Source organism: Pseudomonas sp. PDNC002, from assembly GCF_016919445.1.
Classification (GTDB): domain Bacteria; phylum Pseudomonadota; class Gammaproteobacteria; order Pseudomonadales; family Pseudomonadaceae; genus Pseudomonas.
This window is the reverse complement of record NZ_CP070356.1, coordinates 5,885,924-5,902,809: the sequence shown is the minus strand read 5'-3', so window position 1 is coordinate 5,902,809 and position 16,886 is coordinate 5,885,924. Positions and strand designations below refer to the sequence as shown.

General features: G+C 65.4%; 15 protein-coding genes. 10 read left to right on the top strand and 5 right to left on the bottom strand.

Translation table 11 applies throughout. The features are described from left to right. Positions 1 to 151 precede the first annotated feature (151 nt). A complete protein-coding gene (gene rapA, locus JVX91_RS26690; RefSeq protein ID WP_205337044.1) occupies positions 152 to 3,004 on the bottom strand; it encodes an RNA polymerase-associated protein RapA in 2,853 nt (950 codons plus the stop codon). Between the two features lie 226 nt (positions 3,005 to 3,230). Here rapA and JVX91_RS26685 point away from each other — a divergent pair, with 226 nt between their 5' ends. The 7 genes from JVX91_RS26685 to JVX91_RS26660 all read left to right on the top strand — a co-directional run bounded on the left by JVX91_RS26685 (position 3,231) and on the right by JVX91_RS26660 (position 7,912). Then, positions 3,231 to 3,536, top strand: coding sequence for an aspartate-semialdehyde dehydrogenase (locus JVX91_RS26685; RefSeq protein WP_205337043.1), 306 nt, complete (start codon positions 3,231 to 3,233; stop codon positions 3,534 to 3,536). A 54-nt stretch (positions 3,537 to 3,590) separates the two neighbouring features. Further along, positions 3,591 to 4,190 carry an alpha-ketoglutarate-dependent dioxygenase AlkB gene (locus JVX91_RS26680; protein ID WP_205337042.1) on the top strand — a complete coding sequence of 200 codons (600 nt, stop codon included), beginning with the start codon at positions 3,591 to 3,593 and terminating at the stop codon, positions 4,188 to 4,190. After that, positions 4,187 to 4,348, top strand: a complete 162-nt coding sequence (locus JVX91_RS26675; RefSeq protein WP_205337041.1) for a hypothetical protein — start codon at positions 4,187 to 4,189, stop codon at positions 4,346 to 4,348. The genes JVX91_RS26680 and JVX91_RS26675 overlap by 4 nt, the downstream gene beginning before the upstream one ends. A 215-nt stretch (positions 4,349 to 4,563) precedes the next feature. Continuing rightward, positions 4,564 to 4,674, top strand: a complete 111-nt coding sequence (gene ccoM, locus JVX91_RS29210) for a cytochrome c oxidase subunit CcoM (protein WP_345890266.1) — start codon at positions 4,564 to 4,566, stop codon at positions 4,672 to 4,674. A 182-nt stretch (positions 4,675 to 4,856) separates the two neighbouring features. After that, positions 4,857 to 6,845 (top strand): FUSC family protein, encoded by a 1,989-nt coding sequence (locus tag JVX91_RS26670; protein ID WP_205337040.1) that lies wholly within the window; start codon positions 4,857 to 4,859, stop codon positions 6,843 to 6,845. Further along, positions 6,832 to 7,041 carry a DUF1656 domain-containing protein gene (locus JVX91_RS26665; protein ID WP_205337039.1) on the top strand — a complete coding sequence of 70 codons (210 nt, stop codon included), beginning with the start codon at positions 6,832 to 6,834 and terminating at the stop codon, positions 7,039 to 7,041. Before JVX91_RS26670 ends, JVX91_RS26665 begins: the two co-directional genes overlap by 14 nt. A 13-nt stretch (positions 7,042 to 7,054) precedes the next feature. Further along, positions 7,055 to 7,912: an HlyD family secretion protein gene (locus tag JVX91_RS26660; RefSeq protein WP_205337038.1), complete on the top strand. Its 858-nt coding sequence runs from the start codon at positions 7,055 to 7,057 to the stop codon at positions 7,910 to 7,912. On the opposite strand, the gene JVX91_RS26655 is transcribed toward JVX91_RS26660, so the two are convergent. From JVX91_RS26655 to JVX91_RS26645, 3 genes are all read right to left on the bottom strand, one after another. Continuing rightward, complete coding sequence (locus JVX91_RS26655; RefSeq protein WP_205337037.1) at positions 7,893 to 9,071, bottom strand: MFS transporter; 1,179 nt, start codon at positions 9,069 to 9,071, stop codon at positions 7,893 to 7,895. The two genes, JVX91_RS26660 and JVX91_RS26655, sit on opposite strands and share 20 nt — an antisense overlap. A gap of 142 nt (positions 9,072 to 9,213) precedes the next feature. Next, positions 9,214 to 9,684: a MaoC family dehydratase gene (locus JVX91_RS26650; protein ID WP_169937181.1), complete on the bottom strand. Its 471-nt coding sequence runs from the start codon at positions 9,682 to 9,684 to the stop codon at positions 9,214 to 9,216. Further along, positions 9,681 to 10,634, bottom strand: a complete 954-nt coding sequence (locus tag JVX91_RS26645; RefSeq protein WP_205337036.1) for an alpha/beta hydrolase — start codon at positions 10,632 to 10,634, stop codon at positions 9,681 to 9,683. The genes JVX91_RS26650 and JVX91_RS26645 overlap by 4 nt, the downstream gene beginning before the upstream one ends. Positions 10,635 to 10,941: 307 nt before the next feature. Here JVX91_RS26645 and fadD2 point away from each other — a divergent pair, with 307 nt between their 5' ends. After that, on the top strand, positions 10,942 to 12,630 hold the full coding sequence (gene fadD2, locus JVX91_RS26640; protein WP_205337035.1) for a long-chain-fatty-acid--CoA ligase: 1,689 nt from the start codon (positions 10,942 to 10,944) through the stop codon (positions 12,628 to 12,630). A 78-nt stretch (positions 12,631 to 12,708) separates the two neighbouring features. Here the strand turns inward: fadD2 and JVX91_RS26635 are convergent, their stop codons facing one another. Then, positions 12,709 to 12,945 (bottom strand): YdcH family protein, encoded by a 237-nt coding sequence (locus JVX91_RS26635; RefSeq protein ID WP_054907419.1) that lies wholly within the window; start codon positions 12,943 to 12,945, stop codon positions 12,709 to 12,711. A 444-nt stretch (positions 12,946 to 13,389) separates the two neighbouring features. On the opposite strand from JVX91_RS26635, the gene fadD1 reads away from it, so the two are divergent. Then, on the top strand, positions 13,390 to 15,075 hold the full coding sequence (fadD1, locus tag JVX91_RS26630; RefSeq protein ID WP_205337034.1) for a long-chain fatty acid--CoA ligase: 1,686 nt from the start codon (positions 13,390 to 13,392) through the stop codon (positions 15,073 to 15,075). Positions 15,076 to 15,159: 84 nt separating this feature from the next. Further along, positions 15,160 to 16,845, top strand: a complete 1,686-nt coding sequence (locus JVX91_RS26625) for a methyl-accepting chemotaxis protein (RefSeq protein ID WP_205337033.1) — start codon at positions 15,160 to 15,162, stop codon at positions 16,843 to 16,845. The last annotated feature ends 41 nt before the right edge of the window (positions 16,846 to 16,886 follow it).

The window sequence follows — 16,886 nt, the reverse complement described above, 5'->3', positions numbered from 1 at the left end:
CGTGTCATCCACGCGTCTGTCTTGCCCACGGAGCCGCCGATTCGACATCGCGGACGGAGTGCTCCTACGCGGACCGGCATGGATAGGCGCCCATGAAAAAAGCCGCCACCGGTTACCCGGTGGCGGCTTCTTCAACACTGCTGCTGCGCGGTCAGCCGGCGACCAGCACGCGGATCGCTTCCAGGCGCAGCGAAGCCTTGTCCAACATCGCCAGGCTGTCGTCACGCTGCTTGCGCACGGCCTCCAGCTCGCTGTCGCGCACGCTGGGGTTGACGGCTTTCAGTGCGGTCAGGCGCGCCAGCTCTTCGTCCAGGGTCGCTTTCAACTGCTGGCGAGCCAGCTCCACGCGCTCGGCATGGCGCGGAGTGATCTTGGTCTCGGCCACGGCGAACTGCTTGGCCAGCACATCGCGCTGGGCCTGCACGAACTTGTTGGCACTCGCGCGCGGCACGGCTTCCAGCTGGTCGTTGAGGGTATCGAAGGACACGCGGGCGGACAGGTCGTTGCCGTTGGCATCCATCAGGCAGCGCAGCGCCACCGGCGGCAGGAAGCGGCCCAGTTGCAGCTTGCGCGGCGCCACGGCCTCGCTGACGAACAGCAGTTCCAGCAGCACGGTGCCCGGCTTGAGTGCCTTGTTCTTGATCAGCGCCACCGAGGTGTTGCCCAGCGAGCCGGACAGCACCAGGTCCATGCCGCCTTGCACCATGGGGTGTTCCCAGGTGAGGAACTGCATGTCTTCGCGGGCCAGGGCCTGGGCGCGGTCGTAGGTGACGGTCACGCCTTCGTCGTCGCCCAGCGGGAAGCTGGCGTCGAGCATCTTCTCGCTCGGACGCAGGATCAGGGCGTTCTCGGAGTGGTCCTCGCTGTCGATGCCGTAAGTGTCGAACAGGCGCTCCATGTAGATCGGCAGGGCGAACTGGTCGTCCTGTTCCTCGATCTCGGCCACCAGCGCCTCGCCTTCGCCGGCACCGCCGGAGTTCAGCTCCAGCAGGCGGTCGCGACCGCTGTGCATCTCGGCTTCCAGGGCTTCGCGGGCGGCGGTGCCTTCGGCCAGCAGGGCGGCGAAGGCATCGTCGTCGCCGCCGTCCAGCAGCTCCACCAGGCGCGGACCGAAGCGATGCTGCAGGGCGTTGCCGGTGGGGCAGGTGTTGAGGAAGGCGTTCAGCGCCTGGTGGTACCACTGGAACAGACGTTCCTGCGGGCTGTTCTCCAGGTGCGGCACGTGAATCTGGATGGTGTGCTTCTGGCCGATCCGGTCCAGGCGGCCGATGCGCTGTTCCAGCTGGTCCGGGTGGGCTGGCAGGTCGAACAGCACCAGGTGATGGGCGAACTGGAAGTTGCGGCCTTCGCTACCGATTTCCGAGCAGATCAGCACCTGGGCGCCGAACTCTTCATCGGCGAAGTAGGCGGCGGCGCGGTCACGTTCGAGGATGCTCATGCCCTCGTGGAACACGGTGGCCGGGATGCCGGACCTCAGGCGCAGGGCGTCGCCCAGGTCCATGGCGGTCTCGGCGTGGGCGCAGATCACCAGCACCTTGTACTGCTTGAGCATCTTCAGGGTGTCGATCAGCCACTCGACGCGCGGGTCGAAGCGCCACCAGCGGTTGTTTTCGTCGCCGTCGTCGGCCTGGGCCTGGAAGCTGACTTCCGGGTAGAGGTCCGGGTGCTCGCCCAGCGGCAGTTCCATGTACTCGATCGGGTTGGTCAGTACGTAAGGATGCAGCTGGCGCTCCGGGAAACCCTGCACAGCGGCGCGGGTGTTGCGGAACAGCACGCGGCCGGTGCCGTGGCGATCGAGCAGCTCGCGCACCAGGCGCGCGCGGGCTTCTTCGTTGCCGCTCTCGACGCTGGCCAGCAGGTCGTCGCCCTCGTTGCCGAGGAAGCCGTGGATGGCCTGGCGCGCGGCGGGGGAGAGGGTGCCCTGGTCGATCAGTTCCTGCACCGCCTCGGCGACCGGGCGGTATTGGCTGCTTTCGGCGCGGAAGGCGTCCAGGTCGTGGAAGCGGTCCGGGTCGAGCAGGCGCAGACGAGCGAAGTGGCTGTCCAGGCCGAGCTGTTCCGGGGTCGCGGTGAGCAGCAGCACGCCGGGAATGACCTGGGAGAGTTGCTCGACCAGTTGGTATTCCGGGCTGGCCTGTTCCGGATGCCAGACCAGGTGATGCGCCTCGTCCACCACCAGCAGGTCCCAGCCGGCGGCAAAGGCGGCGTCCTGGGCCTTTTCATCCTCGCGCAGCCATTCCAGCGCCACCAGGGCCAGTTGGGTGTCTTCGAAGGGATTGCTGGCATCGCTCTCGACGAAGCGCTCGCGGTCGAACAGCGCGACTTCCAGGTTGAAGCGTCGGCGCATCTCCACCAGCCACTGGTGCTGGAGGTTTTCCGGTACCAGGATCAGCACGCGGCTGGCGCGGCCGGAGAGCAGTTGGCGATGGATCACCAGGCCCGCTTCGATGGTCTTGCCCAGGCCCACTTCGTCGGCCAGCAGAACGCGCGGCGCCATGCGGTCGGCGACTTCGCGGGCGATGTGCAACTGGTGGGCAATGGGTTGCGCGCGGGCGCCGCCCAGGCCCCAGAGCGGGGATTGCAGCAGGCGGGTGCGGTGTTCCAGGGTGTGGTAGCGCAGGCCGAACCAGGACATCGGGTCGATCTGCCCGGCGAACAGGCGGTCGCTGGCCAGGCGGAACTGGATGAAGTTCGACAGCTGGGTTTCCGGGACGGTGTGCTGCTCGTTCTGCGCGGTGAGACCGTGGTAGATCAGCAGGCCGTCGACCTCGTCCACTTCGCGGACGGTCATCTTCCAGCCTTCGAAATGGGTGATTTCGTCGCCCGGTGCGAAGCGCACACGGGTCAGCGGCGCATTGCGCTCGGCGTACTGGCGGGTATCACCGGTAGCCGGATAGAGCACCGTGAGCATGCGGCCGTCCAGAGCGAGGATGGTCCCCAGCCCAAGTTCCGCTTCACTGTCACTGATCCAGCGTTGACCGGGTTGATACTGCGCCATGGACACCTCCCAAAAAAAGCCGGCTATGGTACCGGAACGCGCAGCGTTCAGCGATGGCGATCGACGCCTCCGGTCGTCCGAAATGTCGCTGGGGCCGCCGGCAGGTGCCGGGTTTCACGGCAGATTCATCGCGAATCGAAGAAAGTGTAGCGAGGCGGGCTCAAGTCTCTAGCGATCCCGCCGATAGCCTGACCAGAGGACTTCCCACTGTGCTTCCCGTAGGAGCATCCGGATGCTGCCGCTTGTCCCACCCAGTCTGACACCCGTCACTGCCCAGCAGGACGTGCCCAGGCCGCGACCCGATGTCGCCCCGGTGACCCCGCCTGCTCCCAGCGCGGGAAATGCCGGCGTGGAGCTGGAGCGTCGCCCCGACGAGCAGGCGTTGAAGGAGGAATACCAGCGCCGCCGCAAACGCCGCCAATTGGCCGATGGCACGCCGGAGGGCGAGGCGCTGGAGGAGCTGGAGGAAGTCGAGGAACTGGGCGACGAGTTACAGGCCGCGCCGCGCAAGGGGTTGTGGATCGATGTCGAGGTCTGACGGGCTGGTCCGGCGCGGTAAACTCACCATTGTGCTGATCACCCCGAGCCTCCGATGCTGTTCGACGACGCCCCCATCCTGCTGCCTGATGCCCAGCTGCGCCTGATACCCGACTGGTGCGAGCCGGGGCTGGCCGAGCGTTGGCTGGAGCACTTGCTGGCCGAGACGCCCTGGGAACGACCGGTCGTGCACCTGCATGGGCGCGACTACCCGGTGCCGCGCCTGGTCAACTGGTACGGCGATCCCGAGGCCTTCTATACCTATTCCGGCCTGACCCACGCGCCGCTGCCCTGGACGCCGCTGCTGGCCGATATCCGTGCCCGCGTCGAAGAGACGGCGGGACAGCGCTTCAACGGCGTGCTGCTCAACTACTACCGCGACGGCCAGGACTCCATGGGCTGGCACAGCGACGACGAGCCCGAACTGGGGCGCAACCCGGTGGTGGCGTCCCTGAACCTGGGCGGCACGCGGCGCTTCGACCTGCGGCGCAAGGGACGAAACACAATCGAACATTCCATCGAGCTGTCTGGCGGTTCGCTGCTGGTCATGTCCGGCGCGACACAGCATTATTGGCAACATCAGGTCGCCAAGACGCGCCGCCCGGTCGCGCCCCGACTGAATCTGACTTTCCGCCTGGTGCATGCCCTGCCATGAGCAACGACGACAAGCTGATCGACTTCACCGCCGAGCGCGACAAGCGCATCCACGACGTGCACGAAAAGCGCCTGCAGGACGTGCGCAAGGCCTTCGAGCAGGCGCTGCCGCTGGCCAAGTCGCGCAAGAAGGGCAAGAACAAGCCGAAGAAGCGCTGAGCTTCTTCACATTCAGACGCCCGTTTTACCCGCAAAACCCCGCTCTGCGCGGCTTCCCGCCGCACCCGACCCCCTCCGAAACTTGACCTGCGTCAGTGCTCCGGCCCTCCCCGGAAAGCGCCTTGTCGACCATTGATCCAGGTCAAATTGCCCCGCCCGGCCACCGGTAATCTGCACACATCCCCAGACGATGTAGGCAACAGGAGGCCAGCATCATGTTCATCGACGAAGTGGTTCTAGCAGGCATCCTTACCGTCGGACTGATGGTTGTTTTCTTCGGTGGGGTCGGAATTTTCATCTGGAAGGACAGCAACAAGAAAAGCTGATTCCTACAGATACACAGAGCACGCAAGGCACTTCGGGCGACTTAGGTCGCCCGTTTTTTTTTGCCTCGACGAAAGTCGGGATGACATATTGTTAGCTTGCTAATAATATTATCGACAACAATCCAGTCATCCCGTTGCCGGCTATCTTTACCCGATAGACCCGGACCCTTTCGAGAGACCGCGTGCGACCTACGCTACAGGCATTCCTCGCGCCGGATACGCTGGCGCTGAAATTCGCGATCAAGACCCTCCTGGCCGGCGGCCTGGCGCTCTGGTGCGCCTTTCGTTTCGACCTGGAACAGCCGCAGTGGGCGCTGATGACCGTGTTCATCGTGTCCCAGCCACTGTCGGGCATGGTCGTCGCGAAGGGGCTGTTCCGCCTGATCGGCACCTTGTTCGGAACCGCCATGTCGGTGGTGTTCATCGCGCTCTTCGCCCAGACGCCCTGGCTGTTCCTGCTGGTCATCTCGCTGTGGCTTGGCCTCTGTACGGCGGCCTCGACCAGCCTTCGCAACCATGTTTCGTATGCTTTCGTGCTGTCGGGCTACACCGTGGCGATCATCGGGCTGCCGGCGATTTCGCACCCGCTGGACGTCTTCGACCAGGCGGTGGCGCGCAGTACGGAAATCTGCCTGGGGATTCTCTGCGCCTCCGCGGTCAGTGCCATCCTCTGGCCGCGCCGGGTCGAGGCCAACCTCGACAAGCAGGCCCGCGCCACCTGGCTCAGCGGGATGCGCGCCGCGCGCAGCGAGATCGACGCCGACGCGCGGGAAATCAAGGGCCTGCTGCTGGCGCTGGGCAAGATCGTGGAAGTCGACGTGCAGCGCGACCACGCCTGGTTCGAAGGCTATCGCGGGCGCATGCGTTCGCGGGCGTTGCGGATTCTCTCCCGCGACCTGCTCAGCCTGCTGCGCACCGCACGCGGCGTGGCACGCCAGCGCAGCGTACTGGACGCCGAGGATCGCGCACGTCTGCAACCCTGGATCGATGAGCTGCGCGCCGTGCTGGAGGACCCGCAGGTCGAGGCCATGCGCTCGCTGCAGGAGCGGTTGCAACTGGCGGGGCTGGACGAGAGCTATTCCAACGACCTGCGCTACTGCCTGACCCGTTGCGCGCTGCTGCTGCTCAAGGCGCTCGGCTCGGAGCGGACCATGCAGGCGGTATCGGATGGGCGCGTCGACGACGTCGCCACCGGCACCCTGTCCTGGCATCGCGATTGGCTGATGGCGCTGTTCTACGGTTCGCGCAGCGCCCTCGCGCTGCTGGGCATGTCGGCGTTCTGGATGGCCACCGCGTGGCCCGCGGCAACCGGCGGCATGCTGCTGGCGGCGGTGATCTGCAGCCTGTTCGCCAATCGCGACAATGCCGTCGCCATCGGCCTGGGCTTCCTGCGCGGCATCCTCTATGCAATTCCCGCGGCGGCCATCGTCAGCCAGTGGCTGCTGCCGCAATGGAACGGTTTCCCGTTGCTCTGCGTGGCGCTGGGCGTGCCGCTGTTCTTCGCCGCGCTGGGGATGGCGACGCCGGCCCTGGCGGGTACCGCCACCTCGTTCTCGATCCACTTCATCACCCTGGTGGCGCCCAGCAACGTGATGAAGTACGACCTCGCCAATCTGCTCAACTCCGCCCAGGGTATCGTCATCGGCGTGGGCTTCGCGGTGCTGGTGTTCCGCCTGTTGACGCTGCCGGCCAACTGGCTCAACCGCCGACTGATCCAGGCCACCTGCGAAGATCTCGGGCGCCTGACGCGGCGGCCGCTGGCCGAGGCGGAAAACTGGTTCGGCGGGCGTATGGCCGACCGCCTGATTCGCCTGGCGCGGCACTACACGCTGCTGCCCAGGACGGAGCAGCGGCGCTGGCAGGACGGCCTGCTGGCGTTGGACCTGGGTAACGAACTGATCCACCTGCGCGCCTGCCTCAACGGTGCCCAGGGCCAATTGCGCAAGCGCCGCGACGTGTTCCTCGGCGCACTTGCCGGCGTGCTGGAGAAAGGCCCCGGGGCTGGGCGCGAGCAGCGCCTGGAGACATTGTGCCCAGCGCTGGAAGAGGCGCTCGCCCGCGATCTGCAGGGCGATAACGAACCCAACCGCCTGGCCCGTGCCGCGCTGGCGCAACTGCGCCACACCTGGCGCCAGTGGTGCCGCCTGGAGGAGCCCCATGGGACTGCATGAGTTCGCCTGGGGCGGCATCTACATCGGCCCGCTGTTCATCTATGCGTTGCTGGCGCTGGGGCTGACCCTGGTCCTGCGCTTGCTGCTGCAGACCACGCCATTCGGGCGCTGGATCTGGCATGAAGCCTTGTTCGACTGTGCCCTGTTCGTGCTGATCCTGTGCGGCATCACCTGGGCGCTGAGTGGAACACCTTGAGAGGAGACGCTGTATGCGCGGATACCTTCGCGTAGCCATTACCCTGATCCTGGTCGCCGCCGCGATACTGGCCGGCACCTGGCTCTGGCGCTACTACATGCTGTCGCCGTGGACCCGCGATGCGCGGGTGCGCGCCGATGTGGTGGTGATCTCGCCGGACGTGTCCGGCTGGGTGACCGACCTGGCCGTGCAGGACAACCAGCAGGTCAAGGCCGGCGACCTGATCATGCGCATCGACCACGAGCGCTACGCCGCCAACCTGGAGCAGGCCAAGGCCGTGGCCGAGACCCGCCACCAGCAGTACCTGCTGCGTGTGAGCGAGGCATCGCGGCGCAGCAAACTGGGCATCGCCGCGATCAGCGCCGAGGACAAGGAAACCGCGCAGATCAACGCCGCCATCGCCAAGAGCGAGTACGACGAGGCGCAGGCCCAGGTGCGCCTGGCGCAACTGAATCTGACCCGCAGCGAAATGCGCGCCCCGCGTGACGGCCAGGTGACCAACCTGCGCCTGGCCCAGGGCAACTACGCCCAGGCCGGCCAGCCGGTGATGGCGCTGGTGGACCAGAAGTCCTTCTACGTCACCGCCTATTTCGAGGAAACCAAGCTGCCCGGCATCCGCGTCGGCCAGCATGCCCAGGTAGTCCTGATGAGTGGCGACACGCCCATCGACGGCACCGTGGAAAGCATCAGCAGCGGCATCACCGACCGCAACACGACGCCCGACAGCCAATTGCTGGCCAACGTCGAACCGACCTTCAACTGGGTGCGCCTGGCCCAACGCATCCCGGTGCGCATCCGCCTGGACAAGTTGCCCGACGGCGTACACCTGAGCGCCGGGATGACCGCCAGCGTCACCGTGAAGGCGCACTGAACCCCGCTGCCTGCGGTTCGCGTGCGAACCAGCAGGACAGCGCCGCGCACAGCACCGATACCGCCACCAGGCCGATGCCGACCCAGGGCGTCCAGGCGATGCCCGCCAGGCTGATCACCGCGCCACCCAGCGCCGCGCCGAGGGCCACGCCCAGGTGCATGGCCGAGGTGTTCAGCGCCACGCCCGCGCTGCCGCTGGCGGGATCGCTGGCCAGCAGGTAGCTCTGCACCGCTGGCGAAATCATCCAGCTGATGGTGCTCCAGACCATCAGCGCCACCAGCAACAGCCAGGGATGCCCGAGGCTCAGCGGGATCGCCGTCATCGCCAGGGCGAACGACACCGGCACCACGACCAGTGCACGGCGATGGCCGAGGTGGTCGCTCAGCCAGCCGCCCAGGTAACCGCCACCGATGGCCGCGAGGCCGATCAGCAGCAGGGTGAGGGCGATGCCCTGGCTGTCGGTGATCCCGGCGACCTGCTGGAACCACGGCGTGATGTAGGCGAACAGGGTGAAGTGCCCGCCCAACAGGAGGATCGACACCAGTTGCGCCAGGTTCAGCGCCGGGCTGCGCAGTTGACGTTTGTAGGCCGCGCCATTGGCCGGGCTGTCCAGCGCGCGGCGGGGCAGGGCGATCAGCAGCAGGGCGGCCAGGGGCAGCGAGTAGAGGGCGATGGCGGCGAAGATCCAGCGCCAGCCGAACCAGTCGTTGACCAGCACGCCGGCCGGTACGCCGAACACCAGCGAACCGCTGATGCCCATGAAGATCAGGCCGATGGCGCGCCCGCGCTGGGCCGGCGGCGCCAGCTCCACCGCCAGCAGGCTGGCCTGCATGATCAGCAGCCCGCAGCAGGCGGCCATGCCGATGCGCATCAACAGCAGCGTGGTGTAGCCAGGGCTCAGCGCTGCGCCAGCGTTGAATGCGGCGAATACGAGCAGGGTGATCACCAGCAGCCGTCGGCAATCGGCGCCACGGGTCAGCCAGCCGAGCAGCGGCGCGGCGATGGCGAAACTCAGGGAAAACAGGCTGGTGAGCTGGCCGGCGAGGCTGAGGGAGACGTGCAGGTCGGCGGCGAGCGAGGGCAGGATGCCGGTAAGAATGGCCTCGGCGAGGCCCGCGGCGAAGGTGCAGAGCGATAGCAATAGCAGTCGAAGGTCCATGGCGGCTCCGATTCCCGGTGAGGGGTTTCGGGCACGAAGCCTTCGGTTATCCCGGATGGATATGAGGTGACGGGGGCAGGGTAGTCGAGCGGGAAACTGTATACAAGTTTCCGGGGCCGGATGGCCGGCCCCGGAGCGTCCGTCAGCCGATGGTGATCGGCGGCAGGACAGGCAGTTCGATGTTGAGTTTCTCAGCGGGCGCCATCACTTCGGCCTCGCCTTTCACCACGGCTTTGCCGTCCTGGTTGAGCACCACGGTGCCGATGCGCACGCGGTTCTTCGGCAGCTTTTCCAGCACTTCCAGTTCCACCGTCAGTTCGTCACCGAGCTTCACCGGGCGGGTGAACGTCAGGTTCTGGCCGAGGTAGATGGTGCCCGGGCCGGGCAGGGTGGTGGCGATCGCCGCGCTGATCAGCGCGCCGGTGAGCATGCCGTGGGCGATGCGCTCCTTGAACTGGGTGGTGGCGGCGTAGTCGGCGTCCAGGTGCACCGGGTTGCGGTCGCCGGAGACCTCGGCGAACAGCTGGATGTCGCGCTCGCCGACGCTGCGCTTGAAGTTGGCCTTCTGGCCGACTTCGAGTTCTTCATAGGGGACGTTCTGCACGGAAGTCATAGGGGTTCCTCGGATTTCTCGACCTGCGGGACCGGGCACTGCACGCCCAGCCAGTCGATCAGGTTGTGGATGACCTCGTCGCGGTTGCTCTCGTTGAACAACTCGTGGCGAGCGTCGGGATAAATCTTCAGTTGGACGTCACGAACCCCGGCGCGGGTCATCGCCTGGGCGAGATCGCGCAGGCGCTTGCCCTGGCTCACCGGGTCGCGTTCGCCGCCGATTACCAGTACGGGCAGGTCGTTGCGGATGCGCGACAGGTGCTCCACCGGAGTGATGTCGGCCAGGCCGCCGAGCAGGTCCACCCACAGCTGGTTGCTGCAGCGGAAGCCGCAGAGCGGGTCGGCGACGTACTTGTCGACTTCGACCGGGTCGCGGCTGAGCCAGTCGAAGGCGGTGCGATTGGGCTTGAAGGCCTTGTTGAACGAGCCGAAGGACAGGAAGTCGATCAGCGCGCTGTGCCCCAGCGGGCCCTGGCGCCAGCGTTCGAAGCGGGCGATGGCGCGGGCGCTTTTGTACAGCGCGACCGGCTGGTAGTTGGAGCCGGAGAGCACCGCCGCCTTCACGCTGGCGCTGTGCTGCATCAGGTAGGCGCTGCCGATGTAGCTGCCCATGCTGTGGCCGAGCAGGATGATCGGCAAGTCCGGGTGTTCCTCGCGCACATGCTGGTTGAGCGTGTGCAGGTCGCCGATCACCTTGCCCCAGCCGCCGCGATCGGCGTAATGGCCCAGCTCGCCGTTCTCGGCGGTGCGGCCGTGGCCGCGCTGATCGATGGCATAGAGGTGATAGCCGGCGGCGTTCAGCGCCAGCCCCAGGCGCTCGTAGCGGCCGGCGTGCTCGGCCATGCCGTGGGACAGCATCAGGGCGCCGCGGGACGGGCCTTCCGGCGCCCAGTGGCGGGTGTAGAGCGGTGTCTCGTCGCTGGCGGCAAGCCAGTAGGCGGCGTAGGGCATGGGGTCCATCCTTGTTCTTGTTCGTCGATTCTTATTGGAATGGGGGCCATGGAACGGGCCGGATGGGGCGATTCTGCCACGCCGAGACATCTTCTGTATGGATTGCTGACAGCGCCCTGATGGTGTCGTGTAAGGCCCGTCCTAGGCGGCCGTCAGCTCTATCCCGCGCCATGCCGGGATGGTGGCGCAAGATTCACGCAGTCTATGACGCCGCCTGGAGTCTTTGCGATGACCAAAGGAACTGCTAGCTTCCGTCGAATGACCGCAATGACGGTTCGGTTTCGCTCAGGTATGAGGACAAGAATAAATGCAACCTGATTTCTGGAACGACAAACGCCCGGCCGGCGTGCCCAGCGACATTGACCTGACCGCCTACAAGTCGGTGGTGGAAGTCTTCGAACGCTCCTGCAAGAAGTTCGCCGACCGCCCGGCCTTCAGCAACATGGGCGTGACCCTGACCTACGCCGAGCTGGATCGCCTGTCCGCCGCCTTCGGCGCGTACCTGCAGAAGCACACCGACCTCAAGCCCGGCGACCGCATCGCCGTGCAGATGCCGAACATCCTGCAATACCCCATCGCCGTGTTCGGTGCCCTGCGCGCCGGCCTCATCGTGGTCAACACCAACCCGCTCTACACTGCTCGCGAGATGCGCCACCAGTTCAAGGATTCCGGCGCCCGCGCGCTGGTCTACGTGAACCTGTTCGGCAAGCTGGTGCAGGAAGTGCTGCCCGATACCGGCATCGAGTACCTGATCGAAGCCCAGATGGGCGACCTGCAGCCAACGCTTAAGGGCCTGCTGGTCAACACCGTGGTCAAGTACGTGAAGAAGATGGTGCCGGAGTACAACCTGCCCCAGGCCGTCTCCTTCAAGTCGGCCCTGCGCCAGGGCCGCGGCCACGGCCTGCAGCCGGTCAAGGTCGGCCTGGAAGACATCGCGGTGCTGCAGTACACCGGCGGCACCACCGGCGTGGCCAAGGGCGCCATGCTCACCCACGGCAACCTGGTGGCCAACATGCAGCAGGTGCATGCCTGCCTGCAGCAGCATGGCCCGGACGGCAAGCCGCTGATGCAGGTCGGCAACGAGGTGATGATCGCGCCGCTGCCGCTGTACCACATCTATGCCTTCACCGCGAACTGCATGTGCATGATGGTCAACGGCAACCACAACGTGCTGATCAGCAACCCGCGCGACATCCCCGGCTTCATCAAGGAACTGAAGAAGTGGCGCTTCTCCGCGCTGCTGGGCCTGAACACCCTGTTCGTCGCCCTGATGGACCGCCCGGAATTCAAGGAGCTGGACTTCTCCAACCTGAAGGTCACCAACTCCGGCGGCACCGCGCTGGTCACCGCCACCGCCGAGCGCTGGAAGGCCATGACCGGCTGCACCGTCGTCGAGGGCTATGGCCTTACCGAGACCTCCCCGGTGGTCAGCACCAACCCCTACGGCGACCAGGCGCGCCTGGGCACCGTTGGCATCCCGGTGCCGGGCACCGCGCTGAAAGTGATCGACGACGACGGCAATGACGTCGGCCTGGGCGAACGCGGTGAGCTATGCGTGAAGGGCCCGCAGGTGATGAAGGGCTACTGGCAGCGCGAAGAAGCCACCGCCGAGGTGCTGGACGCCGATGGCTGGCTGCGCACCGGCGACATCGCGGTGATCGACCCGGACGGCTTCACCCGCATCGTCGACCGCAAGAAGGACCTGATCATCGTCTCCGGCTTCAACGTCTACCCCAACGAGATCGAAGACGTGGTCATGGCCCACCCGAAAGTCGCCAACTGCGCGGCGGTCGGCGTGCCGGACGAGAAATCCGGCGAGGCGGTGAAACTCTTCGTCGTGGCCCGCGAGGGCGGCGTGACCGTCGAGGAGCTCAAGGCCTACTGCAAGGAAAACTTCACCGGCTACAAGGTGCCCAAGCACATCGTGCTGAAAGACGCCTTGCCGATGACTCCGGTGGGCAAGATCCTGCGCCGGGAGCTGCGCGAAACCGCCTGAGTCGAGCGTGAATGAAAAAGGGGGCTGATCTTGGATCAGCCCCCTTTTTATTTATGGCGGGTTGTCGGCCAGCCCTAGTCAACCACCGCAGCCGCCACAGCAGCCGTCCTTCTTGCGCAGAATCTCGTAGAGATCGTCCTTGAGCTGCAGTTTCTGCTTCTTCAGCGACTCGATGGTGTCGTGCGATGCGGGGGTGATGCCGGCTTCCATGTTCTTGATCTCCTGGTCGAGATCGTTGTGACTATGGAAGAGCTTGGCGAAATGCGGGTCCTCGGCTTTGAGGCGGGTAATCTTTTCACGGTATTCGGGAAACATGAGGGTTCTCCAGGAGAGGGCAGTAGCACTTTGCGAGATCCCGACCTGGATAGTGTTGAGGTAGATCAGTGAAGGCGCCGCGTGGAGCGGGGCGAAACCGCCTGATCGGACTCCGACGATCTACCCCGTCATGGCGACCGGTCCGGCGACCATTTCCCATCCTTTTTGCCGGTTTCATTTCCCTGAAATCCACTTTGTCAGACAATCCAACAAGGCTGCGAGCCTTCTGGGACGGGCTTTTCCGACGAATGGAAGGTTGGTGACCGGAAAGCCTGTCTCTGGTCATTTTTCTTACGGGCAAGCCTGTGTTTGGTGCTGGTCGCTGTTTATCAAAGCTGATAATCTCGGCCCGCTTTTCGCTCCCCGAGCAGGGGAAAGCGACATAAACACAACAAAGAACCGCGAACGCGGTAAAGATGAGCTGTTGCTTAGGAGTGGGCTTCCATGACCGACAATTTCTGGAAGGACAAATACCCAGTGGGGATCGCTGCCGAGATCAACGCTGACCAGTACCCGAACATCCTCGCGGTACTCAAAGAATCCTGCCAACGTTTTGCAGACAAGCCTGCCTTCAGCAACCTGGGCAAGACCCTGACCTACGGTGAGATGTACAAGCTCTCCGGGGACTTCGCCGCCTACCTGCAGCAACACACCGATCTCAAGCCCGGCGACCGCATCGCCGTGCAACTGCCCAACGTGCTCCAGTACCCGGTCGTGGTCTTCGGCGCCATGCGCGCCGGCCTGGTCGTGGTCAACACCAACCCGCTGTACACCGCGCGGGAAATGGAGCACCAGTTCAACGACTCCGGCGCCAAGGCGCTGGTGTGCCTGGCGAACATGGCGCACCTGGCCGAGGAAGTGCTGCCCAAGACCGGCATCCGCAACGTCATCGTCACCGAAGTGGGTGACATGCTGCCGCCGCTCAAGCGCTTCATCGTCAATTTCGTGGTCAAGAACATCAAGAAGATGGTCCCGGCCTACAACATCGCCAACGCGCAGAAGCTCACCGACGTCCTGGCCAAGGGCCGTGGCAAGGCGGTGAAGGAAGTCTCGCCGCACAACGACGACGTCGCCGTGCTGCAGTACACCGGTGGCACCACCGGCGTGGCCAAGGGCGCGATGCTGACCCACCGCAACCTGGTCGCCAACATGCTGCAGTGCAAGGCACTGATGGGCGCCAACCTCAACGAAGGTTGCGAGATCCTCATCACCCCGCTGCCGCTGTACCACATCTACGCCTTCACCTTCCATTGCATGGCGATGATGCTCACCGGCAACCACAACATCCTGGTAACCAACCCGCGCGACCTGGCCAGCATGGTCAAGGAACTGTCGCAGTGGAAGTTCACCGGTTTCGTTGGCCTGAACACCCTGTTCGTCGGCCTGTGCAACAACGAAGGCTTCCGCAAGCTGGACTTCTCCGCGCTGAAGCTGACCCTCTCCGGCGGCATGGCTCTGCAACAGGCCGCTGCCGAGCGCTGGAAAGACGTCACCGGCTGCGCCATCTGCGAAGGCTACGGCATGACCGAAACCAGTCCGGTGGTCTCGGTGAACCCGTTCCAGAACATCCAGATCGGCACCATCGGCATCCCGGTTCCGTCGACCCAGTGCAAGGTCATCAGCGATGACGGCCAGGACCTGCCGCTGGGCGAGCGTGGCGAGCTGTGCGTCAAGGGCCCGCAGGTGATGAAAGGCTACTGGCAGCGCCAGGAAGCCACCGACGAGATCCTCGACAAGGACGGCTGGCTGCGTACCGGCGACATCGCGATCATCCAGGAAGACGGCTACATGCGTATCGTCGACCGCAAGAAGGACATGATCCTGGTGTCGGGCTTCAACGTGTACCCCAACGAGCTGGAAGATGTGCTCGCCACCCTGCCGGGCGTGCTGCAGTGCGCCGCCATCGGTATCCCGGACGAGAAATCCGGCGAGGCGATCAAGGTCTTCGTGGTGTCCAAGCCGGGCGTCACCCTGACCAAGGAGCAAGTCATGCAGCACATGCACGACAACCTCACCGGCTACAAGCGTCCCAAGTCCGTGGAGTTCCGTGACAGCCTGCCGACCACCAACGTCGGCAAGATCCTGCGCCGCGAATTGCGCGACGAAGAGCTCAAGAAGATCAGGGCCTAAGCCGATATACAAGAAACCCGCCGCAAGGCGGGTTTTTTGATGGGGCAAGGAAGCCATGTCCCTTATCCGCCTGAGGTGAACGCCTTGAACACTGCCCTCCGTTTGCGCGCCAAGGTCCTGCTCCTGGCCATCGTGCCGATCCTGATCCTCACCCTGCTGTTGTGCGCCATCGCCACCGTCGCGCTGAAGCAGTTGGCGACGCAGCAGGAAGCGCAGATCCGCGAGAACCTGACCCAGGATCGCGAAGCCCAGCTGAAGAATTTCGTCGATGTGGCGCTGGCCGCCGTCGGCCCGGTCTATCAGGCCGCAGCCCAGGGCGATGCTCAGGCCCGCGAGCAGGGCATAGCGATCCTCAAGCGTCTCGAGTACGGCAAGGGCGGCTACTTCTGGGGCTACGACACCCGCGCCGTACGTGTCTTCCAGGGCACCAGCGACGAGCGCCTGGGGGAAGATTTCAGCGGCTATCGCGACCCCAACGGCGTCTATGCCATCCGCGAGTTGGTCAGCGCTGGCCAGGGCGGCCAGCACTATGTGCGCTACAGCTTCACCCTGCCCGGCGGCAACACCGTCGTACCGAAGATCGGCTACGCCCACTATCTGTCCAAGTGGAACCTGGTATTCGGCACCTCGCTGAACCTTGACGACGTCGAGCGCGAAGTGAAGGAAGCCGGCGCCGCCTTCGACGCCAAGATAGACAACCTGCTGCTGCTCATGGGCGGAGCGGCCCTGGCGCTGGTGGTGGTGATCGGCCTGCTCGCCGGGCTGTTCAGCCGCACCATCGTCCAGCCCATCGTCCAGGTGCGCGACAACCTCGACGACATGGCCGCCGGCGACGGCAACCTGACCCACCGTCTGAACCTCGGCCGCCACGACGAACTGGGTGAACTGGCCGGCTCCTTCAACCGCTTCGTCGAGAAGATCCACGTGCTGGTGCAGCAGGTGGCCGGCACCACGAATCAGTTGTCCGGACTGGTGGGCGACGTGGCCCAGCAGGCGCAGCGCTCCGAGCGCGCGATGGACGGCCAGCGCCATGAGACCGACCAGGTTGCCACCGCCATCAACGAAATGACCGCCGCCGCCCAGGAAGTGGCGCGCAGCGCGCAACAGGCGGCCGACGCCGCCCAGCAGACCGACCGTGAGGGTCAGGCCGCCAAGCGCGAGGTGGACCTGTGCGTGGCGCAGATCAACGACCTGGCTGGCGAGGTGCGTAGCAGCAGCGATTCCCTCGACACGCTGCGCAAGGACGTGCAGGGCATCGTTGGCGTGCTGGAAGTGATCCGCTCCATCGCCGAACAGACCAACCTGCTGGCGCTCAACGCGGCCATCGAGGCCGCCCGCGCCGGTGAGGCCGGGCGTGGTTTCGCCGTGGTCGCCGATGAGGTCCGTGCGCTGGCCAGCCGCACCCAGCAGAGCACCGGCGAAATCCAGCAGATGATCGACCGCCTGCAGGGCACCACCGCCGGCTCGGTGAACGCCATGCAGCGCGCCAGCGAGATGGCCGAGCGCACCCGCGGCCAGGCCAACCAGGCCGGCCAGTCGCTGGATGCCATCGCCCAGCTGATCGGCACCATCAACTCGATGAACGCGCAGATCGCCAGCGCCGCCGAAGAGCAGACCGCCGTGGCCGAGGAGATCAACCGCAGCGTGCACCAGATCGCTGGCGGCGTGGAAAGTGTCGCCGACGATGCGGCCAAGGGCGCGCGCACCGCGACCGAGCTGAACGGGCTGGGCGAGCGCCTGCGCCAGCTCGTGGGGCAGTTCCGCATCTGATCCGGGCGGGGCGCAACGCCCCGCCAATCCAGGCCGCGACG